We start from the raw sequence: 26,241 nt of genomic DNA, 5'->3' as shown, positions 1-26,241 counted from the left end.
CTCTCCAATATATAATCACAATCAATGAGAATAGTATAGCACACATGACAAGTTTTTTCTATAGAGAAGAAAAACTAATTGAGAATATCCATGTTGGAATCGTGCAGATTACGCTTTCTCCTGTGCAATGCGGCGCAGCGTCTCCATCATCAGCTTCGCCTCCGGAACAATCGTCGTGACATCGACACGCTCGTCAGGTGTATGGATCCCCGTTGTCGTCACGCCGATCGACACCATGTCGAGCGACGGATTTTTCGACGCGTGCCAGCTTGTCTCAAGTCCCGCATGAATGCTCTCGACCGTCATCTGTGCGCCGCCGTTCTGCACGGCATAGACCTCACCCATAATCTGCGCGAGTCTGCTCTCTTCGCGCTCGCGCCATGCGGGCGATTGTGCCCCCACGTTGAGGATGAAGTTCGTCCGCGCCGCCATCGTCCGCACCATCATGATGATTTCATCCAGACGCTCATTCACAGAGGAGCGCGGGAAATACTGGACGTGTACCTCATGTTCATCCATGCCGAGAACGCCGAGGTTCGCCGAAGTCTCCACCTTGTCCGCATGGAGATGCGACATATCATGCACGCCCGTACGCAGAAGCGTGAGAAGATCAATGAGGTCACGTTTTTCCGCTTCGTCGATCACACGCCCTGCATTCTCCACGGTTGCAAACGCAAACTTCATTGCAGGATCTGCCGTTCCGTAAAGCGCGTGAAAACGCTTTTCTTCCGCCACGAGTACGTCCACAATTTCGCGCTCACCGAGCCCGGAGCGAATGATCGCCTCCGCCGTCGGCGGAATCGCGTTGCGTGCCGTGCCGCCCATGAACGTGACAATCTCGATTTTTCCGCGCTCTTCGAGCGCCTGCAGTGCAAGTGCAAGCGCACGGATCGCGTTGCCGCGCCCGTCACCAATGCGCTCACCCGAGTGCCCACCAAGGAGACCTTCGACCGCGATGCGGTAGGCGGGCAGCTCCGACTCTCTGCGCGACAGTGAACGTGAGAAGTTGAGATTGACGCTGCCCGCACTGCCGACGGTCATGATATGATAGTCCTCGGAATCACAGTTGATGAGGAATCGTGCGTTCGCCAGATGTGCGGCATCCAGACGGCGTGCGCCGGACATCCCCTGCTCCTCGTCGACCGTGATGATCGCGCGCAGCGATCCGTGTTCCTCCGTATACTGCATCGCGGTCAAAATTTCCGCAACACCGATGCCGTCGTCACCGCCGAGACTCGTGCCGTTCGCGGTCAGTGCTTCCTCTGTCCGAATCATTTTGATTGGATCTTTGACTGGATCGTAGATTACGCCCGGCTTCGCAACACAGACCATGTCCATGTGTCCCTGCAGGATCGTACGCGGTGCAGCCTCGCAGCCCTTCGTCGCGGGGAGTTCCGCGATGATGTTCAGCGCCTCGTCCTGCGTCACCGTACAGCCGATCTCCTCGAACCGTTTCTTCAGATAGTCGCTGACGGCTTTCTCATGCCCCGAAGGACGCGGAATGTGCGTCAGTGCCTCAAATTCTGAAATGACCGTCTCCAATAATTTTGCATCGTCTATCATATGATTTCCTCCTAACTGCAACTATGTTTCCTATTGTACCACAGACAAAAAGAAGCCGCCATACATGATGTATGACAGCTTCTTCTTTGGCTTTGTATTCTTTACTTCTTCGCCGCTTCGACTGCCTTTGCGACAGCCTCGTTAAACTGGTCGTAGCTGACGGTTGCGCCCGCGATGGCGTCGACCTTCGCGAGATCCTTCTTGCTCTCCAGTTGGCTTGCATACGAGCCGATTGCCTTATAGGCGTTCTGCGCCTTCTTGCGGACCCCCTCGGGCTTGTCTGCGCCGTAATTCTCGTCCTTTACCTTGCCGTCCTTGTCAAAGCCCGTATGAACGACCTTCGTGATCGCACCGTTTTCAATTGTAAGCTCGACGTGCGAATGCCCAAGCTGTGCATGCTCGGAGCTGTCCGCCGCATATGTGCCGTCCTTCGCACCCGTCAGGTCGACGGACACCGCCTCTGCAGCGGGCTTCGCATCACTTTTTGGTGCGTCCTTTTTCTCATCGCCGCAGCCTGTGATCATCCCCCCAATCGAAAGAAGTACAACAAGTCCCAATGCCATTTTCTTCATCGTCACGCCGTCCTTTCACGCATATGACCATGTTCGATGATAACGCAGCGCTGCGCCTCCTCGCCGACCTCGGCAGAGTGCGTAACGGTGAGGATCGTGTGCCCCTCATCGTGCAGCTCATGGAAGATCTTCATGACGAGTTTTTGGTTCTGCTCGTCGAGGTTGCCCGTCGGCTCGTCCGCAAGGATGAGGACAGGGTAGTTGATGAGGGCACGCGCGATGCAGACACGCTGCTGTTCACCGCCCGAGAGCTGGCTCGGCAGATGGCTCGCACGGTCGGCAAGTCCGACGCGCTCGAGTGCCGCCATCGCCTCGTCACGGTCAGGCATGCTGTGGTAGTACTGCGCGACCATGATATTCTCGACCGCCGTCAGATACGGGATCATGTGGAACTGCTGAAAGACGATGCCGATCTTGTCGCGGCGATAGCGCGTCAGCTCCTCGGGTGTCGCGTCCGTCAGCACCTCACCGTCGAGGATGACCTCACCGCTCGTTGCACTGTCCATACAGCCGATGATGTTCATGAGCGTCGACTTGCCCGAGCCGGAGGGGCCCATGACCGCAAGCCATTCGCCTTTTTCAACCTTCAGATTGACATCGTCCAGAGCGAGCACCTTTTCATTGTACGCCTTGGAAACGTGCCGCAGTTCAAGCAAACTCATGCGTTATTCCTCCTCATTCGCCGCGCAGGATAATCGCGGGATCTACATTCGTCGCAATGCGCACGGGCAGGAGTGATGCAAGCCCCGTGACAAAGATGGACATGACAAGCGCGACGACGACAATGGTCGCCGAGAACTCGATGCCGCGCCCGAATACGTTGACGCTGACACTCTGGGCAAAGAGATAGCCAAAGCCCGAGCCGAGCACGCCGCCGAGAAAGCCGAGGAGACACCCTTCTCCGAAAAACTCCGCAACAATGTGGCGGTTATCCGCACCGAGTGCCTTCTTCAGACCGATCTCGCGGCGACGCTCCGTCACAATCGCCATCATCGTGGTCGAGACACAGATCAGCGTCAAGACAAGGACAACAACGGTGACAATGAGCACGAGTGCCTGCAGTTTCCCGAGCACCGTGCCCTCTGACTGGGCAATCTGCTTGACGAGCTGGGGCTGAACGCCAGGTACATCTGTGCGAATTTTCTCCTCTGCGCGCGTCAACTCATCCTGCCCCGCGACAACGGAGACCTGCGCGAGACTCAGCTCGCCGGGACGTTCCTTCATGCTCTGCATATCTGGCAGGGAGACAAAGACAAAGTTCTCCTCGTTACCGCCCGTGCGAACAATGCCGGACACGCGGTAATCACTCACAATCGTTCCCTCGCCGCCCGAAACGGTAATCGTATCACCGGGATTCACACGCAGCTTTGCCGCAAACTCCGCACCGAGCAGGATCTCCTTCTCCCCTGCTGTCGGCCAATCGCCGCGAATCTGCCAATACGGGCTGACCTCCTGCAGGACTGTAAAATCCGTCCCCCCCGCCATCACCGTCTGATGGTTGATGAGAAGCGTATCGTAAAGGAACGGTGTAATGCCGATGATCTCATAGCCCGAGAGGGACTTGCGCACAGCGGCAATCGAGCTTTCCTGCATTGTGCCCGTATCCGTACCCGGCAGAATGAGGAGGTTCGCACCGTAGGCGCGGAACGCACGCCCCATCTGTTCGGGGACTTCCTTGTAAACCGTGATCATGCCCGATATGATCGTCGCCCCGATGGCTACGGCGAGCAGGGCGATTGCCATGCGTGCGCGCCGACGCAGCAGGGAATTGGCGACCATGATAAAGAACATTTTATATCGATTCATCATTCATCACCTGCCATAGAGAACCTCTGCCGGCTGCAGCGACAGAAGCATACGAATCGCGGGCACACTCCCGATAATGAGCACGAGCGACATGAGTACGGCAATAATCGGAATGACGTACGGATTGACCGCAATGCCCGAGCCAAAAACGTTCTCGCCGATGAGCTGGGCAAAGCCAAGCCCAACAACATAGCCGAGGATGCCGCCCATAATCCCCGCGATAAAGATCTCCGCGAGTACGGAGAGCACGACCGCGAGATTCGTCGCACCGAGAGCCTTGAGAAGTCCGAGCTCACGGCTGCGCTCCATGATGTTCGCGCTGATGAGGTTGCTGACACCGAGGCTCGATGAGAGCAACGAGAGCACCGTGATGAGAAGCATGAGAAGCTGTGTCTTGTCGAGGATCTTCCCCTCGGACTCTGCGATCTGGCGCACGGGATGCGCCGCCGCATTCTGCATGACCTCCTCGATCTGATAGGCGATCGATCCGACATATGAGGTACAGTACCAGATGTCATACTCTGCCTGTGAGAGCGACTTCGGATTCTCTGCCGCCTTGCGTGCAAGATCATTCTCCGGTGTCGTCATCGCACTGACCTCGACCTGATCGATCTTCCCCGCAGCGTTTGCAAGATTCTGCGCAAGAGCAAGTGAGCCGACGATCTGATTCTCCTCATCGCCGCCGCCCGAAAGGATGCCGGTGACCGTCAGCGTGTCATCCGAACCGTCCGGCTTCTTGTACGAGAGTGTACTGCCCGCCGACACGCCGAGCTTCTGTGCAAGCTTCGTACCCACGAGCACCTGATTCGTCTGCGCATCGTCCGCCCAGTCACCGTCGACGTGCCACCACGACTTCATGAACTTCACGCCCGTGGTGTAGACCTCATCCGTCGGCAGCGTGAGCGTGTGCTCAAACCATGTGCCGAAGAACGGAACCGTCTCGCCGTCCGCGAGCGTGATGTTCGTCGTCAATGACGGTGAGAACGCAACGATATTGTTCGTCCAGAAAATCGTCTTGATATTGCCGAGATCCGATTCTTCGAGGTATTCACGATGTGTACTCTTCGTGGTTTCCACGCCGTAGAGATCCTTGAGCACCATCGAGTTGCGCGGTGTTACCGTGATGTTCGCACCGAATGCCTTCAGCTCCTGATTGACCTTCTCGCCAATGTCGAACATGACATTCAGCATGGCAGTCGCGAGCGAAACGCCAAGGGCGACCGTCAGTGCGATGAGGATGAACCTCCCGCGCTGACGGATGAGCGCCCCTTTTACCATTTGCCAAAACATGGCTTTCCTCCTCTCATGCCGTCACCGGAAGTGAATGCGTGCCGCTTCAAGCGTATCCCCTGCGATCTGCACCGCACCGTTTGCCACACGGTACTCCACGGGGATCGGGTTGCAGCCGCCGGGAAGGCCGATCGTCGCCTTGTTCATGACGACATCGCAGAGGCGGCAGACGATCTGTCCGTCGCGCTCGAGGTACCCCGTCGGTCCGCAGATCTCACACGCATCAAGACCCACACCGAACGCAGAGCCGCCCTTCTGTACGATGATGACACGCACCTCCGTCCCATCTGAGGCACGGAAGGCATAACGGTGGAGATGGCCGTCCGAAACCTCCTCGAGCGGAATCTGCACAAGACCGTCCTCCGCCTTGACTGCAACGGCAGGGACAAGCTGTTCCTTCTTGTTCGCATACCAACCGCCGACGCTCGATATGAGGATTGTCAGGACGAGCATTGCAAGCAGCCCCGATCCCCAGCGCTTGCGCCGAATCGCACGGGCGAGCAGCTGACGGTACTGCGCTGGATTTGCCCAAGCGGGACGCTCGGGACGCGGCTGCAGAAAGAGCGTGACAGGCACGAGAATCGAAACGAAGTAAATCGCATAGATGATCTTGTTCTGATTGTCGATGAACGATGCCATGAAAGAAATGAGACTTTCTGCACCAAACACCTGCCGCGCCATCATAACCGTCATGACGAATATGACCTGCTGCACGGCAGTCGCCGCCATCTGCACAGTAAAGACGAAAACGAGACGCCCGTGGTTGAGGGCAGCTGCCGCATGATACGCCAGATACCCTGAGAGGAAGCCGAGGAAGATGCCGCCGAAAAAGCCGAGCATCTTCACAAAGAAAATGAGTGTGAAATAATCCCCCATCGCAACCTGAACCGTAGCAACGGGGATCAGCCAAAGCTCCAACCCGTGATAGAGGAAGATGCCAAGCGCAAGAGCCCCTGTTCCGAGGCGGAAGACGCGCTCCTCCTTTGAGGTCCATTCGCGATGCAGGCTGCGCAGGAGGATCGTACAGAGAACGAGCGCGCCCACGAGATCGACACCGATTGCCATGCTCTCGAAAATCTCGCGGTTGACTGCGGACTTTGTGCCGACACGCACGGCAGTCATAAAGAGCGAGAGGAAAAAGCCCCATTTCAAAACGCGCACAAACGTATGGCGAATGCTTTGATTCGGCAGGGGCAGAATGATTGCAAGCAGAATACCGAGCGGCACGGCGAGCTTGATGCTCTCTTCGAGCGCCGGCACCAATTGTTGTAGAAACGCCTGTAACATTGTAATAACCCTTTCCTACTAGAAAAGCCGCCGTCCCCGAAGGACGGCAGCCATTCTAATTCCGGCAGGACATTGTGCGGCACAGGAATCCCACGCCGTCATCGTCCGGGAGTAGCTGAAATTACCACTTACGCGGAACGTAGTTGAACACCCAGCTCATCTTGACCGGCTCGGTCCAGAAATGACCCGGAACGCCCGTCTCCTTATCGGTGTGGAGCATGTAGTTCTGACGTGCGGGGCTGTCGATCGAGAACTCGCAGTCATAGGTGCCTGCGCCAAGCATCTTGACATTCGCGCCGTAGTGCGGACCGTCGTCTGCGCTCATCGGCATGAACACGCCCTCGATGCTCTCGCCCGTCTCACGCTTCGTGAACTTGTAGTGCACCGTCAGATAGGGAATCCACTCGCCGACACCGAAGCCGCACTCGTTGCCCTCGGTCGCATGGATATCCGTCTCAATGTGGATATCCGCCTGATCTGCCGGGAGGCTCATGCCGGCGGGCTCCATCGTGACCGGCTGGAAGTACACGAGCGCAACCTTGAAGTGGTTCGTCGTATCCTCAATCTCGTCGCCGATCGGGAACTCCTCGAATGCAGCTTCACTGACGTTCGCATTGATCGCAAACGTAGAGAATGCGACGGCGCCAATGGCAAGCGCCTTCTTGAGCATGCTGAGACTGGATTTCTTCATGGGATAATCCTCCTTACAAAGATGAACACTGCTCCCTCTTGCGAGGAAAAAACTCACGCCTCTGCCGCAGCAGAGCGCTTTCTATATGATACCATCGCGACAGCCGCTGCAATCAGCAAAAGCTGCGGCACAATGGTTTCATAGGTGGGATAAAGCCCGAGCAAGTCGATGCTCGGCACGGGAACCGCCTCGATGACCGAAGTGGAGATCACATCAGCCTCCTGCAGTTCCTTGAGCCCGCCGCCAAGGAACGTGACTGCGAGGATGAACATGAACGCGCTCGTCACCTTGAAGAACGGACCGATCGGGATGCGCAGTGCACCGCGCTGCATGAGGAAGAAAAGCAGAGCAAGTGCCGCACACGCAGCGACAAATCCGCCCCAGATCATATCGACATCGCCGATGGCGTTGTTGAAGAGCGCCTGATAGAAGAGAATGACCTCTGCGCCCTCGCGATAGACGGCGAGAAATACGGCGAAACCGAGCGCACGTGATTTTCCCGTCGAAAGCGTCAGCTTAACCTGCTTGTCAATGTAGGATTTCCACGCCTTTGCGTTGGACTTGCCGCCCATCCATGCGGATGTGCCGAGGAGAACAAGCACAGCGAAGAGTGCTGTACAGCCCTCAATGATCTCACGTCCGGAGCCCGTCGTCGCCGTATTATCAAGAACTTCAACAAAGAGATAAGCCGAGACAAAGCTTGCAATAACGCCCGCAATCGCCCAGTTATAGACCGTGGAGAGTTCCTTCTCATGACCGGCGCGTCCGAGATAGGCAATGATGCCGACGAGCACGAGGATCGCCTCAACGCCCTCACGCAGAAGGATCAGGAACGCCTGCAGGAACATGCCCCAACCGCCCGACTGCACCCCCGCTGTCTCGAGGGTTGTCACTTCCGCCTGAACCATATCAAGAAGTTTTTTTCCCTCGGCTTCTACCTCGGACTGCGGCGCACCTGCGCGGATCGCCTTTTTCAGTGTGTAGAACTGGTACTCCGTGAGATTCGCACTCTTGGAGGAGATCCCGCTGCGTACGGCACTCTCCAGACCATCCTTTTCATAGATGCCATAGTAGATATCATTGACGGCATCCTTTGCCCCCTCCGCATTGCCTGATTGATAGATCGTATAGACATTATTCATCTCAGCGGCAATGTGGTCGTGGATCTGCTGCCACGTCTGCGCCGCATTCGTGGATGCTGCAGGCAGGAGCAGAAAGAGTGCCGTAATAAACATAAAGAGTTTTCTCATGAGATTGCTTATTTCCTCCCCTTCTTCCAGCACATGCACATTATTTAATATTGCGTGCAGGCTTCATGTTGAAATAAACAGGACACTGCATGTCGGATTCCATCGGCTGCCCGTTCATATCCTTCGCAGGCTCGAATTTCCACTGCTTCTCGACAATGCGTCGTGCCATCCGATCATAGAGCGCATTTCCGGAGGAGACCTGGATGCGGGTGCTGATGACCTTGCCGTCCGTACCGATGCGTGCCGAGACGGCAATGCGTCCTTTGAACTGAATGACACCATAGGGCGGCTGCTCCGCATGCAGAATCTTGCCAGGCATGCCGATCTGCTTCCCCTCGCCGGATCGAAGAACCTTAGGCTCCTCCTTTTCCGGCGTTTCCTCGACTTCCTTCATAATCTCGGTGATGGCTTCCTCCGGGACCTCCGCCTCGACCACGGCCGGTTCTTCTTCGACCTGCTCGGGTTCAGGCGGGGGCGGAGGGGGCGGAGGAGGCTGCTCCGCCTGCTCCTCCTCGGGAGGTCCTGGATCATCCGCGAGTTCGACCCACTCCATCGGCTCCTCCTGCGGAGGTGCTTCAAGTGCTTTGAAGACGTGCGGAATGAGAATCGTCAGAAAGAGCCACGCAATGATGTGAAAGAAGAACGCGAGGACAAAGGCGAGACGCCAATGTGTCTGATACTGCACTCAGACCCCTCCCGTCTCCGTCGCGATGGACACATGGCGCGTCCCCGCTTCCTTGAGCGCATCAAAGACGGTGACGACGAACTGGTAGTCCGCCTTGCGGTCGCCGCGTACGACAAAGACCGTATCGGGATCATCTTCGAGCTGCGTCTTGACCCGCGCCGTAAGTTCCCGTGTCGGCTCCTCATCGCGGTCAAAGAGAACCTTGCCGTCCTCCGTCACCGTAATGGATACGATGTGCGGACGCGTGTCCTGCTGTGCACTCGCCGCTTGTGGGAGACTGACCTGCACTGTGCTCGCATTCACCATATACATCGTACTGAGCATGAAGAAAACGAGCAGAAAGAGCATAATGTCGATCATCGGGATAATCATGACGAGCGGCTCACGCACATCATGAAAATTACGACGCATGAGAATGCCCTCCATCATTCGCGGCGAACCCCGCGAGCAGGGTATTCATCGTCTTTTCGAGCAGTGTCAGCATCATGTCCATGCGCTGTGCGAAGTAGGTGTGCACAACAAGTGCAAAGATCGCGACAAGAAGTCCCGTCGCCGTTGCAATCAGTGCCTCTCCGATGCCGCCCGTAATCGCCATCGGCTGCCCTGCCTGCAGGTTGAACACGCTGAAGGACTGGATCATACCCGAGATTGTACCCAAGAGACCGAGCAGCGGTGCAAGCGTGACAATCGTTGAAAGATAGTTGAGACGTGCACGCAGAAGCATTGCCGCCTCACCGTAGACCGCCTCAAGCGTCATGGGAACATCCTCCCCTGCCGCACGCGCATCAACCGCACTCTGTATGAGATGGGCAACCATGTTGTCCTTGCCCTTCACAGCGGGTGCGACCTCATCCAGCTTCTTCTTCCGAAGCGCGGCGGCAACATCCGCTTCAAGCGCACGTGCCCCCTGCGATGCACGACGATAGAGCAAAAAACGGTCGATAGCAATCGCTGCCACCGTGAGCGAGCACAGGAGCAGCAGGTACATTACCGGTCCGCCTTTTTCAAAGAGTTCAGCACTGGTCAAAAAGAACACCTTCCTTGTCAAACGTATGAAAACGCGCGTAATTCCCGATAGACTCGTGGCATATCATTCGATAATGATAACCCTTGCGAAGTGTAAATCGATATTAAGTATAGCTCTGAGGAGAGTGATTGTCAATACACCTTTTTAATGAAGCCATCATTAACGAACTTCATTCATGTATTTCTTTGTAAGTTTTTCTCAACTCTTGAAAGTGCGGCAGTGCACGCTCAATCATCTCCGTACGCACGCAGTACGCCGCACGGAAATACCCTGGACAGCCGAAGTCCGCGCCCGGTACAAGCAGCAGATCGAACTCACGTGCGCGTGCACAGAACGCCGCATCGTCCTCTTCAAGTGCCTTTGGAAAGAGATAGAACGCCCCCTGCGGACGCATACATTCAAACCCAGCTGCCGTCAGCCCTTCGTAGAGCAGCTTTGCATTATGTGCGTATGTACTCAGATCAGCAGCCTTTCCCGCACAGCGTGCAATGACAAGCTGCCAGAGTGAGGGCGCGTTGACATGTGTAAGGACACGCGCTGCACCTGCCATTGCACCGTAGACGCGTGAAAAATCCGCAGCGGTATCCGGGACGACGATATAGCCGATGCGCTCGCCCGGCAGAGAAAAGGACTTGCTGTAGGAGTAGCAGACAATCGTGTTGTCATAGTAGAGAGGAATGCACGGAACGGTCAGACCATCGTAGACAATCTCACGATAGGGCTCGTCCGCAATGATAAAAATCGGGTGTCCATACGTCTGCTCCTTTGCACGCAGGAGTTCCGCAAGCCGCCGAATGGTCTCCTCGCTGTAAACTGCACCGCTCGGATTGTTCGGCGAATTTATGATAACGGCTTTCGTGTGCGGCGTGATTGCCGTCTCAAGTGCGGCAAAGTCAATCTGAAAATCGTCCGTCTTTGCGGGCACGATGACAAGCCGCCCTCCACACGCCTCGACAAAGACACGATACTCGGGGAAGAACGGCGCAATCGTGACAAATTCATCTCCCGTTTCCGTCAATGCCTTGAATGCGATTGTCACGGATGCCGCCGCCCCCGCCGTAAGAAAAAGATTTTTCCCTGTGACTTCCAAACCAAATCTTTTTTTGATGTCGGCGGCAAGGATCTCACGCACCTGCGGTTTTCCGGGCGCAATCGTATAGCCGTGTACCTCCGTCGGGTCACTGTGTGTCAGGATGTCCACTGCCGCTTCCTGAATGAATGTCGGCGCAGACACGTTCGGATTCCCGAGGCTGAAGTCAAAGACATTCTCCGCGCCGACCTCCGCCGCACGCTTCTGCCCGTATTCAAAGATCGTGCGAATCGTGGATTTCTTCGTGCCGAGTGCGTACATCTGCTCTGAGACCATAGAATGCTCCTTTCCAAATAAAGCCTCCCCCGTTGCTGCGGGGGAGGAGAACCGCGTAAGCGGTGATGGGGCACTTATGCGTTCCGCAGGAACACGTCGTAGCCCTTCTTCATTTCGTAGATATCAACCTTGCTCGTGACCTCCCACGGCGCGTGCATACTCATGACAGCGACACCGTTGTCGATCACATCCATACCGTAGCGCGCCATTATGTAGGCAATCGTACCGCCGCCGCCGAGGTCGACGCGCCCGAGCTCTGCGAGCTGATAGCTGACGCCATTTTCGTCCATCATGCGGCGCAGCTCGCCGAGGTACTCCGCGCTCGCGTCACTCGAGCCGGACTTGCCGCGTGCACCCGTGAACTTGTTGAACACCATGCCGCGCCCGAGGTAGGCAACATTTTTTTTCTCGAACGCGTCCGCATAGAGCCCGTCGTAAGCGCTCGACACATCCGAGGAGAGCATCTTCGAGTGTGCAAGCGTGCGGCGCAGTGCGATCTCCGTATACTGCCCGCAGGCGGAGAGGACCTCGGCGACCATATTTTCAAAGAAGCGCGACTGCATCCCCGTTGCACCGACGCTGCCGATTTCCTCCTTGTCCACGAGCAGACAGCACGCCGTACGCTTTGGTACAACCGTCTCAAGCATGGAGCAGAGTGCGGTATAGGAGCAGACGCGGTCATCCTGCCCGTAGCCAAGCACCATGCTGCGGTCAAAGCCAAGCTCCCGCGCACGCCCCGCCGGAACGAGCGTCAACTCCGCCGAGTTGAAGTCCTCCTCGGCGATGTCATAGTGCTCCTTGAGGAGTGCGAGAATCCCGTCCTTGACGGATTCCTTGTCGTCTTTTTTGAGTGCATAGCCGCCGATGAGCACGTCCAGCTTCTCGCCCTCGATGACCTTTGATGCCTTTTTCTCAAGTTGCTCCTGCGAGAGATGCACGAGGAGATCGGTCACGCAGAACACGGGATCGTCCGCCTTCTCGCCGAGCGCAATCTCCACCACAGTGCCGTCCTTCTTGGCCACAACGCCGTGCAGTGCAAGTGGAATCGTCACCCACTGGTACTTCTTGATGCCGCCGTAGTAGTGCGTATCAAAATACGCCAGCCCATTATCCTCATACAGAGGGTTCTGCTTCACATCAAGACGGCAGGTATCGATGTGCGCACCGAGAATGTTCATGCCGCACTCCATAGGCTCCGTCCCGATATGAAAGAGCACAATTGCCTTCTTCATATTGACGGCGTAGACTTTGTCCCCCGCTGCGAGCTTCTCCCCCCGTGCGATGATATCTGCAAGATCACGGTAGCCCGCCGACTGCGCCAGACGTACCGCCTCCGTTACGCTCTCGCGCTCCGTCTTGCAGTCCGAGAGAAAATCAATGTAGCCGCGTGCGAGCTCGTTTACCGCCGCACGCTCCTTCTCTGTGTACTTCGACCAGACCGATGTCTTCTTATCATCACTCATGATGGTTCCTTTCTATATCTCCCACGCTTCGCGCAGAATGTTTACAAATTCATCCTTTGATGCCGCACGGTTGAATCGCTCGCGCAGCTCTGCGCTGCCCGCAAGACCACGCGTGTACCATGCTGCGTGTTTTCGCATCTCGCGGATGCCTACATATTCCCCTTTGTATCCAACGAGCAGATCGAGGTGCCGCAGGATCACCCGGGCGCGCTCTATGAGTGTCGGCGGGGACAGCTCCTCCCCCGTATGCAGCCAGTGAATGAGCTGCGGGAAGATCCACGGATTCCCCTGCGCCCCGCGGCCGATCATCACCGCATCTGCGCCCGTAATGTCGAGCGCACGCGCGAGATCAGAGGGCCGACGAATATCCCCGCTCACGATCACGGGAATATTCACAGCCCGTTTGACTTCTGCAATCGCCGCATAGTCCGCATTTCCGCTGTAGAACTGCTCGCGCGTGCGTCCATGTACAGCGACCGCATCCACGCCGACTGCCTCCGCCATCCGCGCAAGCTCCACGGCATTGCGCGAGGAATCGTCCCAACCAAGCCGCATCTTCACTGTAAACGGCAGCTTCGTCGCGCGGCGAATTGCTGTTAATATCTCCTCCGCTTTTTTCGGATCACGCATAAGTGCCGAGCCTTCGCCGTTCTTCACGACCTTCGGTGCAGGACATCCCATGTTGAAGTCCAGAATGTCTGCCGTGCCGATCTCCTCGACGTAGGCGGCGGCTTCCGCCGCCATCGCCGCCGACTTCGCAAAGATCTGCATCGCAATCGGACGCTCACCCTCCTCCGTGCGGAGCATCCTCATTGTGTGTTCGTTGCGGTAGTGGATGCCCTGACTGCTCACCATCTCCGCAAACGCAAGCGGGCAGCCCATATCGTGCGCGATGATGCGGTACGCCGTGTCTGTCACCCCCGCCATCGGCGCAAGAAAGACAGGATTATCGAAGGTAAACGTTCCAAGCTTCATCGGCTTTATCATCGAGTTCACGGCTGATTTCGCTCGTAGAGAACGCGCAGCCCCGTAAGCGTCAGGAAGTGATCGACCTTGTCGATCGTCTGCGACTCCTTTGCCACCATACGGGCAAAGCCGCCCGTCGCGACAACTTTCATCTCCATCGCAAGCTCCGCCTTGATGCGGCGCACGATCTCGTCAATCTGCCCGACGTAACCGTAGATAATGCCCGCCTGCATGCCCTGAATCGTGCTGCGGCATACCACTGTCTTCGGCGGCACGAGTTCGATGCGCGGCAGCTGCGCCGCACGCTGAAAGAGCGCCTCTGCACTTGAGCCAAGCCCCGGCGCGATGACGCCGCCGAGGAAGTCCCCGTTCTCCGCCACGATGTCGAACGTCGTCGCCGTCCCGATGTCGATGACAATGAGCGGCCCGCCGAATTGCTCGTGTGCGCCGATGACATTTACAATGCGGTCAGCACCGATGGCGCGCGGATTTTCGTAGTTCAGACGTATACCAGTTCGTATGCCTGGCCCAACGATCAGCGGGCGGATGCGGAAGTAGCGCTCGCACATCTTTCGCAGGGGAACGACAAGCGGCGGTACAACCGAGGAGATAATGATTGCCTTGATATCGGACATCTCAATGCCTTGATAACGAAACAATTCATTGAACAGAATACCGTATTCGTCGCCCGTCTTCTGCCGATCCGTCGAGATGCGCCAGTGCCGCAGGAGTTTTTTTCCCTCGTATGCGCCCATGACGATGTTGCTGTTGCCAATGTCCAGTACTAGCAGCAAGTTCTTTCCTCCGTACTATCTTATACGGTCTATGACAGACCTATGAAACACATTTCTTGGGTCGAATCGAGACATCCCCCGCCAATACACGCCGCCGCCCCTGAGCTGTGTCAATGAGCAGTGCTCCCTCTGCATCGATATCCGCCGCAACTCCTTCGAACTCCTCGCCCGCGGGTGCAATCACACGTACCGTCTGTCCGAGCGTCACCGCGTATTCTCTCCACGCCGCAAGTACAGGTGCAAAGCCCTCGGACTGCACATCTGCATAAAGCTCATCAAGTGCACGCAGGAGTTCCTGCAAAAATACCACGCGCGGCAGCGGCTCGCCCTTCATCTGCATCAGTGAGGTCGCGATTGTTCTCAATTCCTCTGGAAAATCTTCGGGTGCAATGTTCACGTTGATGCCGACACCGATCACGACATAGTTCACGCGATCCATCTCCGCGCTCATCTCCGTGAGGATGCCGACCAACTTGCGGCCGTCGTGCATGATGTCGTTCGGCCACTTGATCGCCGCGCGCAGTCCGAATCGCTCCATTGCACGTGCGACCGCGACCGCTGCCATCAGCGTACACTTCGGAGCGTCCTGCGGCAGGAATGTCGGACGCAGCAGGATGCTTGCCCAGATCCCCTTGCCCGGCGGCGAGAAAAACGCACGCTCCATGCGCCCACGCCCCGTCCCCTGACTGTCAGCGACCACCACTGTCCCGTCCTCCGCCCCCGCACGTGCGAGATCCTTGAGCACAAGATTCGTCGAGTCCACTGCATCATAGCAAATAATCTTTTGCCCGATGAGCCGTGTATCAAGATTACGTCTGATCTCTGTCTCGATCAGACGGTCCGGTGCGGAGCGCAGCACATAGCCGCTGCGCGGTGCACTTGAGATATCATAGCCCGCATTGCGGAGCGCAGCAATCTTTTTCCACACTGCTGCACGCGTCACACCGAGCCGCTCCGCCATCTTTTCGCCCGAGATATAGCCGCCCGCCGCCCGCAGGAGCTCCAACACATCGCTGCTCATCGTATCACTCCAAACAAAAAAGCCGTTATCCGCCCCATTATAGCGCAGATAACGGCTTCCTGCCACAAAAATATCGAAAAATATGAATACGGCTCTTCTACGTGCGCTTCGCCCGTACAAACCATTGATAGGCATCCAGATCCTCAGCGGCTACATTGATTGTTTTGAGTAAAAGAAGCTCGCTTCGGAGATTCTGCAGGTTTTCCGGAATATCAAGTATGTTTAATCGGAGTTCATCAATCACTAAACCTGCATCTTTAAAGAGTTTAACAATCTCATATTTCGTAAAGAACCGAAAGTGTGTACGGTCAAGCAATCCCATATCCTGATATGTCCACAAGCCATTGAGTGTATTGTAAAGATTACTGATATGCGCCACGTTTGGAATGCTCGCGATAATCGCCCCACCCGGAATGAGAAGCTCCCGCATATTCTGAACTGCAGCCCACGGATCCAAGAGATGCTCGATCACATCTCCCATGATAATGTAGTCAAATCGCTCTGGAATATCCGTGAGTTCAAGCTTTTCCACGTTCATAGAGAGGATCTTGGCAAATGGTGCTGCGATCGCCGCCGCACGCTCATTCAGCTCTACCCCATAAAGTTTTGCTGTGGGGTTCTGCATTCCGATCTCCCGCAGAGTTGCTCCACAGGCACAGCCGATCTCAAGAATACGCAGTCCCTCCTGTGACAGATCCATCAGCGGGAAAAGATCCGAACGTATCCCAAAAGAATAGTTGAGCGAAAGCCCCCACTTATTGTGAAAAAGTGTGCGTTCCCTCTCGCATATACGCTCATATTCCTCAGCATCCTGAAGACCATCATTGTGGTGAATATATACATTCGGAAGTGATGCAATACCATAGCCTGCTCTCGTCATGCGCAGAGTGTAGTCATATGCTGCAAGTGCCGGAACAGAATATGTTTCATCCAAAAATCCGGCAGCATCAAGAACATCACGGCGTACCATAAGGGCAATCATCTCTGCGACAAGTTCCGGATGAGGACCGCCGCCTTCTGTCCGAATCTCTTCTGCCACCGCCACATACGAGTCCCAACTTTGATAGGGAGTATCCGGCAACAGCTGCGCCCGTTTATACACGGATGGTGCGACTGCGCACACGGCCCCCAATGCAGCATCACCGATCAGAGCATCCAGCATATCCTCTGCCGTATGCGGCGCAAGCAGGACATCCGCATGGAGAAAGAGCAACACCTCTCCCACAGAGGCTCGAATTCCCATATTCACCGCATGGGAAAAGCCACGGTGCTCCTCACAGTGGATCACACGGACATCATCCCCTGCAACAGGCGCCGTGACACGTTCATCCGCCAATGATCCGTCATCGACAATGACCACCTCATACGGCAGCCGAACAGTCTTGCGTATCGTCAAAAGGCATTGGTTGACTTGTACATTCATATTGTATACGGGGATGATTATACTCAGCTTTGCCATAGTTTCTTCACCTTTCCACAAATAGCATCAATGAGATTTCAAATCATCCCCTTGACGACTACCATAACTTCCACGGAGCATCACCGCTCTCCCATAGAGTCTCCAACTTCCCCTTATCACGCTGTGTATCCATGCACTGCCAGAACCCCGCATGCTTATACGCATGAAGCCCGCCGTTCTTCGCAATCGTCTCAAGCGGCTCCGTCTCAAAAATGCATCGCTCCTCATCCTGGAGATAGTCAAAGACCGCCGGCTCGACTACCATAAAGCCGCCATTGATCCAGCCGCCATCCTCCTTTGCCTTTTCAACAAAACGACTGATCTCATTAGTCGAGGATTCGATATCCAAAACGCCGAATCTGCCCCCCGGCTGAATCGCCGTCATCGTTACGAGTGCACGATCCTGCTTCGCATTATGTGTTCGGACAAGTGCATGCAAGTCAATATCACTCACCCCATCACCATAAGTCAGCATAAAGGTCTCGTCACCCACATACTTTTGAATGCGTTTAATACGGCATCCCGTCTGCGCATTGAGCCCCGTATCCACAAGCGTCACCTTCCACGGCTCCGATACATTGTTATGCACCGTCATGCTGTTTCCCTGCGTGAAATCGAAGGTAACATCTGAGGTGTGCAGATAGTAGTCGGCGAAATACTCCTTGATCATATAGCCCTTGTAGCCGAGACAGATAATGAATTCATGAAATCCATAATGCGAATAGATCTTCATGATATGCCAGAGAATCGGTTTTCCTCCAATTTCAATCATAGGCTTAGGTCGAAGCGCAGATTCCTCACTAATACGCGTACCAAGTCCACCTGCAAGAATAACAATCTTCATACCATTCCCTCCATATATTCATTATCGTAAAAATCTCATCTTCTCTAAAGAAAAGGCACTGCTGCACCTCGTTCATGCAGCAGTGCCTTGACTGCTTTTTATTTATTCCACTGAGTCAGATTAAATTTCGGCTCCGTTGTCGGAACGGGCGCGGGGCGTTCCTCTGCGGCACGCTCCGCCTCCTCGCTCGTCTGCGTGGAGTCGTCAATCACAACATCGACGGGAATCGGTAGCGGTTTCCCCGTTTCGTCCACATTGTCATCTTTATCCTTGTCGCTGATTGTACCCTTTTTCATCAGTTCCTCGAGTTCAGCCGCGTTCAGCGTCTCACGCTCAAGCAGTGCGTTCGCGATGAGATCGAGCTTGTCGCGATTTTCGGTGATGATAACACGACATGCCTCGTACGCCTCCTCGATGTAGCGGCGCACCTCACGGTCGATCTCGCCCGCGACCTCCTCGGAGTAGTTGCGGTCGCGGTTGAAGTCACGCCCGAGGAATACCTGATGGTTCTCCTCGCCGTAGGCAACAGGACCGATCGTCTCGCTCATGCCGTACTGCATAATCATGCTGCGAATGATCTGCGTCGCCTTCTGTATATCGCTCGAAGCGCCCGTGCTGATCTCACCAAGCACGACCTCCTCCGCAACGCGTCCGCCAAGTGCGACCTTAATGCGGTCAAAGAGTTCCGAGCGCGTACGGTAGGAGCGATCCTCCTTCGGCAGGGAGAGCATATAGCCGCCCGCACGCCCGCGCGGAATAATCGTAACCTTGTGCACGGGATCCGCGTGCTCGAGCAGCATCCCAACGAGTGTATGTCCACCCTCGTGGTATGCCGTGAGACGCTTCTCCTCGTCCGTCATGACGTGGGATTTGCGCTCAGGTCCCGCAAGCACGCGCTCGATCGCCTCCTCCATCTCCGCCATGTAGATCTTCTTCTTGTTTCGGCGCGCAGCAAGGAGAGCCGCCTCGTTGACGAGGTTGCTGAGATCGGCACCCGTAAATCCAGGAGTACGGCGCGCAAGCACATCGAGATTGGCATCGTCTGCGATGGGCTTGCCCTTCGTATGCACTTTGAGGATTGCCTCACGGCCGCGCACGTCCGGCTTGTCCACGACGATCTGACGATCGAAGCGACCGGGGCGCAGGAGTGCGGGATCGAGAACATCGGGGCGGTTGGTCGCCGCGATGATGATGATGCCCTCGTTCGAGGCGAAACCGTCCATCTCAACGAGCAGCTGATTGAGTGTCTGTTCGCGCTCGTCGTGCCCGCCGCCGAGCCCTGCCCCGCGCTGACGGCCAACCGCGTCGATCTCATCGATGAACACAATACATGGTGCGGACTTCTTCGCCTGTTCGAAGAGGTCACGTACACGCGAAGCACCGACACCGACGAACATCTCGACGAAGTCGGAACCACTGATAGTAAAGAACTGGACACCCGCCTCACCAGCAACCGCCTTTGCAAGGAGGGTCTTACCCGTACCCGGAGGACCGAAGAGCAGCACACCCTTCGGGATGCGTGCACCGAGTTCGTTGAATTTATCCGGGGTCTTTAAGAATTCAACGACCTCCTCAAGCTCCTGCTTCGCCTCATCCGCACCCGCGACATCGGCAAACGTCACCTTCTTCTTATCGCTGACCATCAGGCGCACGCGTGACTTGCCGAAGTTCATCATGCGGCCGCCGCCCATCTGGGACTGCTGCATGATGAAGAACCAAAAGCCGATGAGAATCGCAATGGGAATGAGCGAGGTGAGCATCGTCTGCCACCACGGCGGCTCGGGCGGATTCTCGGCCGAGATCGTGATCCCCTTGTCTGCGAGCCGTTTGTAGAGGTCGTGATCACTGTTCGGCGCATCGGGCGCAATCGTCGTGAACTCCGTCCCATCTGTGAGTGTGCCGCGAATATTGTTTTGGACAATGACGACCTTATCCACTTCGCCCGCCGTCACCTTCGCGTTGAAGTCGCTGTAGCCAAGCGCCGTTGCCTGCGGTGCCTGATGATTGCCCGACATATAGTCGGCAACCGTCCACACGACAAAGAACATCAGCGCATAAAAAGCAAGATTTCTAAGGATTGATTGATTCAAGTCCTACCTCCTCCGCATCATTCGTAAACGGAACGCTTCAGCACCCCAATGTAGGGGAGGTTCCGGTATTTCTCCGCATAGTCCAGACCGTAGCCCACGAGGAATTCATCCGGTACCTCATGCCCGAGGTAGTCGATCTCCACGGGTGCCACGCGTCGCGAGGGCTTTGACAGCAGCGCACAGATCTTGATGCTCTTGGGGTGACGCCCCTGCAGCATCTGCTTGAGGTAGTGCATCGTCGTACCTGAGTCAATGATATCCTCGATGATGATCACGTGCTTATTCTCGATCGAGAAATCGAGATCTTTCAGAATCTTTACCTGCCCGCTTGAGACAGTTGCCTCGCCATAGCTGGAAACAATCATAAAGTCAAAGGCAACGGGATGGTCGATGGCGCGCACGAGGTCGGTGAAGAATACGGCTGCACCCTTCAGTATCCCGACACAGTAGACGGTCTCCGACGCGTCCTGATAATCACGTGCAATCTCCGCACCGAGTTCCTGCACACGCGCGCGAATCTCATCTGCTGAAAAGGAAATGCGCTCAATATCATCGCTCATCATCTGGCTATCGTCTCCTTCACAAATGCAATGCTCAAAATATCGCTGCTGGACGCGGTGACCGGTGCACGCACACTGCGTCGGCCACCGACCATCCAGAAAATCTCATGTGTCCCCGCAGCCGCAACAAGAGGGATGTTATCCCTATCTTCACGCGGAATTTTATCGTCAATGAAAACATCCTTGATTTTCCTGCGCCCAATGGGCAGCTGTATATAGTCTCCGGCGCGCCGCGTCCGAAGGACAAGCGGCGGCATCTGAGCGAGGTCGGCATAGACCGCCTCCCGACGTTCCATCCTGCGCAAATCATCCGCTGTCATATGCGTCAGACACCTGACATGAAACGTCATGCCCTGAAAATTTATTATAACATATTCGTCGCCTAAGGGAAGCAAAATTTCACTTTTTTCCGCAGAGCGCTGTGCCATAGGCGTGCATACAAGTGCAAGGACACCATAACGAGCAGCGGCATGCCACCCGCCCGGCATCTCAGTACGTGCTGTCCCCTTTGCGGTAATGAGTGCACGCAGACGCTCTTCGTGAAGATAGGAAAAATCCTGTGCCATCCCCGTCTCCCGTGTCCAGAAGAGGCGCAGCACGCGCCGCTGCATTGCGGGGTGAAGATCACGCAGCACGGCAAGGGCGAGTCCTTCGGGACATACGGCGCGTACATATGCGTCCTCAGCAAGCTTCGCGAGGTATGCGTCCTCCTCAGCAGCAAGTGTACTGAGCCGCGTCAGTGCCTCTCGCACCGCCGGATTGTAGTCGTGTGCGAGTGCGGGCAGCAGTGCGCGGCGCACGCGGTTACGCCGCGCATCCATCGCGTCGTTTGTCGCATCATGCCGCGGAGACAGCCCCCGCTCTGCAGCATACTCCTCAATCTGCATCCGTTTGACAGAAAGCAGAGGGCGCAGGTGCAGCCCGTCCCACACACGCATCGCCGCAAGCCCCGCAGGTCCAGTTCCGCGCAGGATGCGCAGGAGGACGGTCTCGGCGAGATCGTCCGCATGATGTGCGAGGACAATCGCGTCACCGCCGCGCTCCGCGCGCACACGGTGCAGGAAGTCATAGCGGCAGATGCGCGCCGCCGCCTCGATGGAAAGCCTATGCTTGCGCGCATAAACTGGCACATCCCCCGCCGCGCACACGCACGAAATCGCGCGTGCAGCACAGAACTCCTCTACAAAGTGTGCATCTGCAATCGAATCTGCCCCACGAATCCCGTGTTCGTAGTGAGCGCAGACGAGCTCCGCTCCGCCCGCCGCCCGCAGACGTTCCAATACGTCCAGCAGCGCGAGTGAATCCGTACCGCCCGAACAGGCGACGATGAGCGTACACGCGGGGCTGAAAAAGCTCTGCGCGCGCAGAACTCGTTCCACATGTTTCTGCAAAATCTGCTCCTGATACAAAAAAAGCACTCCGCATGGAGTGCCCTTCGTTATCCTCATTTGGACAGGCGCACGGTGCGTCCCATCACTTCGACATCAGCACTTCCCTGTGATCAGCCACGGCGCGATCCGCGTCCGCCCCGCTTCGAGTCCGTCTTGCGGCGCAGATCCGTCAGCCGTTCATCGCTGTCCTTCAGGAAACGCGACAACTTATCCTCAAAAGAAGGCGAGCCCATCTGCCTCGTGGCGGCAGTGCGGCGCATATCACGCGGGGGACGCGACGGGCGTGCGGGAGCCGCAGTCGGCTGTGCGGGCGCTTCGGGCTTGTCCTGAAGCGCCTTGATGGAAAGCCCGATCTTTCCGCGGTCATCCACGGTAAGCACCTTGACCTTGACCGAATCCCGCTCTCTGAGAAAATCATGCACATCATTCACATAGACATCAGCAACCTCTGAGATATGGATAAGACCGGTCTTTCCCTCGGGGAGCTCGACAAAGGCGCCAAAATTAGTAATGCCCGTTACGACGCCCTCTACTACACTGCCAACTTCGATGGCCAATACAACTCTTCCCTTCAACTACAAACCGCCGGGGTCGCCCCCACTCTTCATTTTACCCGCTCATTATACAGGGCAACGATATCCTATGTCAAGAAATTCTCAGTTCCCGTTTGCACGCTTTCCGGGCGCATACGGAAGCTCCCCTTCTCCCGTCATGCCAAGCTCCTCGCGTGCAAGTTTCTCGATGTACGCCAGTTCCCCCAAACGTGCCTTCTCTGCACGCAGGCGGTCATTTTCCGCCTGTGCCGCCGTAAGCCGCTCCGTTGCGAGCATCTGGTCCTCGTGCACATGGGAGAGATACAGCCCCTGCGATACAATCATCGAGCCAAAATAGCCCAGTATGAGCAGCACCGTAATGACGAACCAACGCGGCCGTCTAGACGTCTTTTTTCGCGCCATACGCAGCCCCTCTCCTCCTTGTCAGGCTCTCCATGAGTATCTCCGCCACGCGCTGTGCTGCATCCTCACATGCACAGTCACGCGCCGCTCTGCGCATCTCCGGAATCCGATGCGCCAAAATCTCCTCCACCGCAGGAGCCATGCGCTCCCCCGAATGCAGCCACACAGCCGCCCCACACCGCGTCGCATAGATGGCGTTCTCTGTCTCAGGCCCTGGGATTGGATCGTGCAGCAGGAGCGGCAAACCTGCCGCAAACGCCTCGCTGATCGTCAGTCCCCCCGGCTTCGTAATGAGGAGATCCGCCGCCCGCATGAGCGCAGGAATCTGGTCTGTATAGGAAAAGACGCGGATGTCATGACGTGAGGTACGTGCAAGTGCACTCGCATGTGCCTCAAGGGCGGCATTGTGCCCCGCCGCGACGAGGATGGCAAGCCGCTGCTCCACCGTCTCAAGTGCTGCGAGCGTCCGATCCATTCCTCCAAGTCCAAGCCCACCGCCCATAAGGAGCAGCGTCGGAAGATCGCCCTGCAGACCAACCGTCTCCTGTGCCGCCTGCCTCTCCATCAGTTGCGATGTTCGCGTGATCGGAATACCCGTTGCATACACAGCACAGGGATCAAAGCCGCGTGCAGCCATTGCCGTCGCCATCGCATCCGTTGCGACGAAGTACAGATCCACGCCGCGTACCAACCAGATTGCGTGCAGTGCATAGTCCGTCAGGAGTGCTGCAAGAGCAAAAGAACCACCGTGACGTCCACGCCAAAGTGCCGCCGCCCCCTCCGGAAACGGATGGGTTGCCACGACGAGATCCGGCTTATACGCCTGTATCATGCGCCCCACAGTGCGCATCATCACCTGCGCAAATGCGCCGCGCACAATACCGCCGCTCGCATTCTTCCCCGCAATGCGAAAGAACACATCGTAGAGATCGGGTACAAAGCGCAGCATCGTCAGATAGATGCGCTTCATCAGGTAGTGAATCATGGAGACTTCACGCGCCATAAAGTCGACCACATCCACCTGCACATCTTCCGCCTGTGGGTGCGCCGCAAGCGCTGCACGGATCGCCTCTGCCGCACGCGTGTGCCCGGACCCGATGGATGCCGTCAAGATGAGAATACGGGCACGCTCCATGCGCCACCTCCTCGTACAATCAGTGCTATTGTATCATAATTTTCTGCGCGAAACAAAATTTTTTTACACTACGCTGTCAGCCCGCCGTCTACCGTGTAGATACTCCCCGTCACCCACGCAGCCGCAGGTGACGCAAGAAATGCGATCACGGCGGCGGCTTCCTCGGGCGTTCCAATGCGTCCCAGAGGATAGTGGGCAGCCATCTCCCGCAGCTGTTCCGTGCGAGGCAAATACGGCGAAAACTGCTGCTCCGTCAGCGGTGTCAGGACATCGGCAGGTGCAACGGCATTCACACGTACATGGTCATGTGCCAGTTCGAGCGCAAGGGAACGCGTAAAGGCAATGACCGCCCCCTTGGTCGCCGCATACGCCGCACAGAAATAGTTGCCGTGCAGCCCTGCATCCGATGCAACGTTCACAATGGTGCCGCGCGCAGCGCGCAGCGGCGGCAGTGCCGCCTGGGTCAGACGGAATGTGCCCTTGATGTTCGTCGCGATGAGTTCGTCGAGGGTCTCCTCTGTGAGATCGTCCAGCGCGCCCTCTGCATAGATGCCGGCAGAGTTGACAAGAACATCTACCCCGCCAAATGCACGTACAGCTTCCTCCACGGCGTGTGCGCAGTCCGCTGCCACACACACATCACCCGCAATAAAACGTGCCCGCTCCCCTGCCGCAAGTGCCGCAAGTGCACCGTGCCCGCGCTGCTCATCGCGCCCCATGAGCACAACACACGCGCCGCACGCGAGAAAGATCTCTGCCGCCGCTGCACCGATCCCAGAGGTTCCGCCCGAGATCAGAATACTTTTCCCAACAAAGGCATCGACAGCGAAAATCGACTTTTCCATATCCATCCCACCAACAGACGAAAAAACCGGACTCCCCGTAGGAAGCCCGGTCGTGGCACAAAATCAGTTCACAGAGTCCTTCAGAGCCTTGCCAGCCTTGAACACAGGCGTCTTGGAAGCCGGAATATCGATCTCCTTGCCTGTCTGCGGATTGCGCCCCTTGCGCGCCTTACGCCCCTTCACCTCGAAGGTACCGAAGCCGATCAGCTGAATTCTGTCACCCTCGGAAAGAGCGTTCTTGATCGACTCAAAAACGGCATTGACTGCCTTTTCCGCGTCCTTCTTCGTGAGACTTGCCTGCTCTGCTACGTTTGCGACCAATTCCTGCTTGTTCAAAGTAGCATCCTCCTTTAGATATGATCCATTTTCTTAGCGACCACAGGGGGTCGCACTGTCATGAGAGAATTTAACAGAATTACCTAGAAAAATCAAGGGGGAAATTCAAAAAAAAAGCATTTTTTTCCAAAAAACACAGGTTTTTTTATCCATTTTCCCAAAAAAGCGAGGTATACGGAATGAAAATTGTAGTCAAATGATCAATATCTTCCTGCCAATCGAGCTCAAAGAGAGGAATCCGCCGCACGCGTTGGTCGGGCAGCGCCAGATGATGCAAGTAGATAACTTCCTGCGTATCCGGAAAATGCTCCATCAGGATGATTTTCAAATCGGATGCGAGTTCACGCGAATAGAGCTGCGTGATGATGAGATCCTGGGCCGGCGGTGAGGCAACCGCGTCCTCATCCATCGCATTCACGATCGACAGCCCGTTCACAGGATCGAGACTGAGTGCCGCAAAGAGCGGCTCCAAAAAGCTCATTCCGGGCAGGATCTCGAGCGAGCCTCCCTCCTCCATCGCCCGCTCACGCAGCAGCTGCACCGTGCGTTCCGCGACGAAGGGGCTGCCTGGGACAAGATAGAGCACATCCATCTCAGAGGCGCGTGCCAACAGGTCATCTGCAATGTGCTCATAGAGCTCGTCAAAGTCCTCGGCATTCTCGTAAAAAGCATCGTAGGTCTCATACGAAATTCCTGCCGCGTCCAGTGCCTCCACTGTCGGATGAATACGTGTACGCAGCAGGATGTGCTGCGACGCCTCAATACGCCCCCATGTCTCGCGCGTGATCAGCCCTGCATCCCCGGGACCGAGTCCCCCCACAGTCAGTTTATAATCTGCCATTCT

At 56.3% G+C, this 26,241-nt stretch carries 27 protein-coding genes; all 27 read right to left on the bottom strand.

Features of this window, described 5'->3' with window-relative positions:
- Positions 1–108: 108 nt before the first annotated feature.
- Positions 109–1,563, bottom strand: a complete 1,455-nt coding sequence (gene pepD, locus BCS37_RS04265; protein ID WP_069180312.1) for a beta-Ala-His dipeptidase — start codon at positions 1,561–1,563, stop codon at positions 109–111.
- 101 nt (positions 1,564–1,664) lie between these two features.
- Positions 1,665–2,135: an FMN-binding protein gene (locus BCS37_RS04260; protein WP_069180311.1), complete on the bottom strand. Its 471-nt coding sequence runs from the start codon at positions 2,133–2,135 to the stop codon at positions 1,665–1,667.
- A gap of 2 nt (positions 2,136–2,137) precedes the next feature.
- On the bottom strand, positions 2,138–2,797 hold the full coding sequence (locus tag BCS37_RS04255) for an ABC transporter ATP-binding protein (protein WP_006307177.1): 660 nt from the start codon (positions 2,795–2,797) through the stop codon (positions 2,138–2,140).
- A 13-nt stretch (positions 2,798–2,810) separates the two neighbouring features.
- Positions 2,811–3,944, bottom strand: coding sequence for an ABC transporter permease (locus BCS37_RS04250; protein ID WP_069180310.1), 1,134 nt, complete (start codon positions 3,942–3,944; stop codon positions 2,811–2,813).
- Between the two features lie 3 nt (positions 3,945–3,947).
- A complete protein-coding gene (locus tag BCS37_RS04245; protein WP_069180309.1) occupies positions 3,948–5,231 on the bottom strand; it encodes an ABC transporter permease in 1,284 nt (427 codons plus the stop codon).
- Between the two features lie 21 nt (positions 5,232–5,252).
- Positions 5,253–6,518, bottom strand: a complete 1,266-nt coding sequence (locus tag BCS37_RS04240) for a DUF2318 domain-containing protein (protein ID WP_069180308.1) — start codon at positions 6,516–6,518, stop codon at positions 5,253–5,255.
- Positions 6,519–6,639: 121 nt separating this feature from the next.
- Positions 6,640–7,209: an iron transporter gene (locus BCS37_RS04235; RefSeq protein ID WP_069180307.1), complete on the bottom strand. Its 570-nt coding sequence runs from the start codon at positions 7,207–7,209 to the stop codon at positions 6,640–6,642.
- Between the two features lie 53 nt (positions 7,210–7,262).
- The gene (locus BCS37_RS04230; RefSeq protein ID WP_069180306.1) at positions 7,263–8,459 is read right to left on the bottom strand and encodes an FTR1 family iron permease; all 1,197 of its coding nucleotides are present in this window, start codon (positions 8,457–8,459) and stop codon (positions 7,263–7,265) included.
- 40 nt (positions 8,460–8,499) lie between these two features.
- Positions 8,500–9,144 (bottom strand): energy transducer TonB, encoded by a 645-nt coding sequence (locus BCS37_RS04225; protein WP_069180305.1) that lies wholly within the window; start codon positions 9,142–9,144, stop codon positions 8,500–8,502.
- On the bottom strand, positions 9,145–9,555 hold the full coding sequence (locus BCS37_RS04220; RefSeq protein WP_037347065.1) for an ExbD/TolR family protein: 411 nt from the start codon (positions 9,553–9,555) through the stop codon (positions 9,145–9,147). It abuts the gene before it with no gap.
- A complete protein-coding gene (locus tag BCS37_RS04215) occupies positions 9,545–10,132 on the bottom strand; it encodes a MotA/TolQ/ExbB proton channel family protein (RefSeq protein WP_009656213.1) in 588 nt (195 codons plus the stop codon). Before BCS37_RS04215 ends, BCS37_RS04220 begins: the two co-directional genes overlap by 11 nt.
- 208 nt (positions 10,133–10,340) lie before the next feature.
- The gene (locus BCS37_RS04210) at positions 10,341–11,537 is read right to left on the bottom strand and encodes a pyridoxal phosphate-dependent aminotransferase (RefSeq protein ID WP_069180304.1); all 1,197 of its coding nucleotides are present in this window, start codon (positions 11,535–11,537) and stop codon (positions 10,341–10,343) included.
- A 74-nt stretch (positions 11,538–11,611) separates the two neighbouring features.
- On the bottom strand, positions 11,612–13,000 hold the full coding sequence (locus tag BCS37_RS04205; RefSeq protein WP_069180303.1) for an aminopeptidase: 1,389 nt from the start codon (positions 12,998–13,000) through the stop codon (positions 11,612–11,614).
- A gap of 12 nt (positions 13,001–13,012) precedes the next feature.
- Positions 13,013–13,975 (bottom strand): tRNA dihydrouridine synthase DusB, encoded by a 963-nt coding sequence (dusB, locus tag BCS37_RS04200; protein ID WP_173862609.1) that lies wholly within the window; start codon positions 13,973–13,975, stop codon positions 13,013–13,015.
- A gap of 17 nt (positions 13,976–13,992) precedes the next feature.
- Complete coding sequence (locus BCS37_RS04195; RefSeq protein WP_069180302.1) at positions 13,993–14,760, bottom strand: type III pantothenate kinase; 768 nt, start codon at positions 14,758–14,760, stop codon at positions 13,993–13,995.
- A gap of 40 nt (positions 14,761–14,800) precedes the next feature.
- On the bottom strand, positions 14,801–15,781 hold the full coding sequence (locus BCS37_RS04190) for a biotin--[acetyl-CoA-carboxylase] ligase (RefSeq protein ID WP_069180301.1): 981 nt from the start codon (positions 15,779–15,781) through the stop codon (positions 14,801–14,803).
- A gap of 97 nt (positions 15,782–15,878) precedes the next feature.
- On the bottom strand, positions 15,879–17,240 hold the full coding sequence (locus BCS37_RS04185) for a bifunctional glycosyltransferase/class I SAM-dependent methyltransferase (RefSeq protein ID WP_069180300.1): 1,362 nt from the start codon (positions 17,238–17,240) through the stop codon (positions 15,879–15,881).
- 58 nt (positions 17,241–17,298) lie between these two features.
- On the bottom strand, positions 17,299–18,084 hold the full coding sequence (rfbF, locus tag BCS37_RS04180) for a glucose-1-phosphate cytidylyltransferase (RefSeq protein WP_069180299.1): 786 nt from the start codon (positions 18,082–18,084) through the stop codon (positions 17,299–17,301).
- A gap of 98 nt (positions 18,085–18,182) precedes the next feature.
- Positions 18,183–20,174 (bottom strand): ATP-dependent zinc metalloprotease FtsH, encoded by a 1,992-nt coding sequence (gene ftsH / locus BCS37_RS04175; RefSeq protein WP_069180298.1) that lies wholly within the window; start codon positions 20,172–20,174, stop codon positions 18,183–18,185.
- 17 nt (positions 20,175–20,191) lie between these two features.
- Positions 20,192–20,737 carry a hypoxanthine phosphoribosyltransferase gene (gene hpt / locus BCS37_RS04170; protein ID WP_069180297.1) on the bottom strand — a complete coding sequence of 182 codons (546 nt, stop codon included), beginning with the start codon at positions 20,735–20,737 and terminating at the stop codon, positions 20,192–20,194.
- On the bottom strand, positions 20,734–22,182 hold the full coding sequence (gene tilS / locus BCS37_RS04165; protein WP_069180296.1) for a tRNA lysidine(34) synthetase TilS: 1,449 nt from the start codon (positions 22,180–22,182) through the stop codon (positions 20,734–20,736). The genes hpt and tilS overlap by 4 nt, the downstream gene beginning before the upstream one ends.
- Positions 22,183–22,235: 53 nt before the next feature.
- Positions 22,236–22,682, bottom strand: coding sequence for a S1 domain-containing RNA-binding protein (locus BCS37_RS04160; protein ID WP_069180295.1), 447 nt, complete (start codon positions 22,680–22,682; stop codon positions 22,236–22,238).
- Between the two features lie 99 nt (positions 22,683–22,781).
- Positions 22,782–23,081, bottom strand: a complete 300-nt coding sequence (locus BCS37_RS04155) for an FtsB family cell division protein (RefSeq protein WP_069180294.1) — start codon at positions 23,079–23,081, stop codon at positions 22,782–22,784.
- On the bottom strand, positions 23,059–24,216 hold the full coding sequence (locus BCS37_RS04150; RefSeq protein WP_069180293.1) for an MGDG synthase family glycosyltransferase: 1,158 nt from the start codon (positions 24,214–24,216) through the stop codon (positions 23,059–23,061). Before BCS37_RS04150 ends, BCS37_RS04155 begins: the two co-directional genes overlap by 23 nt.
- A gap of 68 nt (positions 24,217–24,284) precedes the next feature.
- The gene (locus BCS37_RS04145; protein WP_069180292.1) at positions 24,285–25,061 is read right to left on the bottom strand and encodes an SDR family NAD(P)-dependent oxidoreductase; all 777 of its coding nucleotides are present in this window, start codon (positions 25,059–25,061) and stop codon (positions 24,285–24,287) included.
- 63 nt (positions 25,062–25,124) lie between these two features.
- The gene (locus BCS37_RS04140) at positions 25,125–25,397 is read right to left on the bottom strand and encodes an HU family DNA-binding protein (protein ID WP_069180291.1); all 273 of its coding nucleotides are present in this window, start codon (positions 25,395–25,397) and stop codon (positions 25,125–25,127) included.
- Between the two features lie 145 nt (positions 25,398–25,542).
- Positions 25,543–26,238, bottom strand: coding sequence for an SAM-dependent methyltransferase (locus tag BCS37_RS04135; protein ID WP_069180290.1), 696 nt, complete (start codon positions 26,236–26,238; stop codon positions 25,543–25,545).
- Positions 26,239–26,241: the final 3 nt, after the last annotated feature.

The sequence above is a fragment of the Selenomonas sp. oral taxon 920 genome (assembly GCF_001717585.1).
In the GTDB taxonomy this organism is placed as follows: Bacteria; Bacillota; Negativicutes; order Selenomonadales; family Selenomonadaceae; genus Centipeda.
Note: the sequence above shows the minus strand (reverse complement) of the source record. Positions and strands in the feature narration are given on the sequence as shown.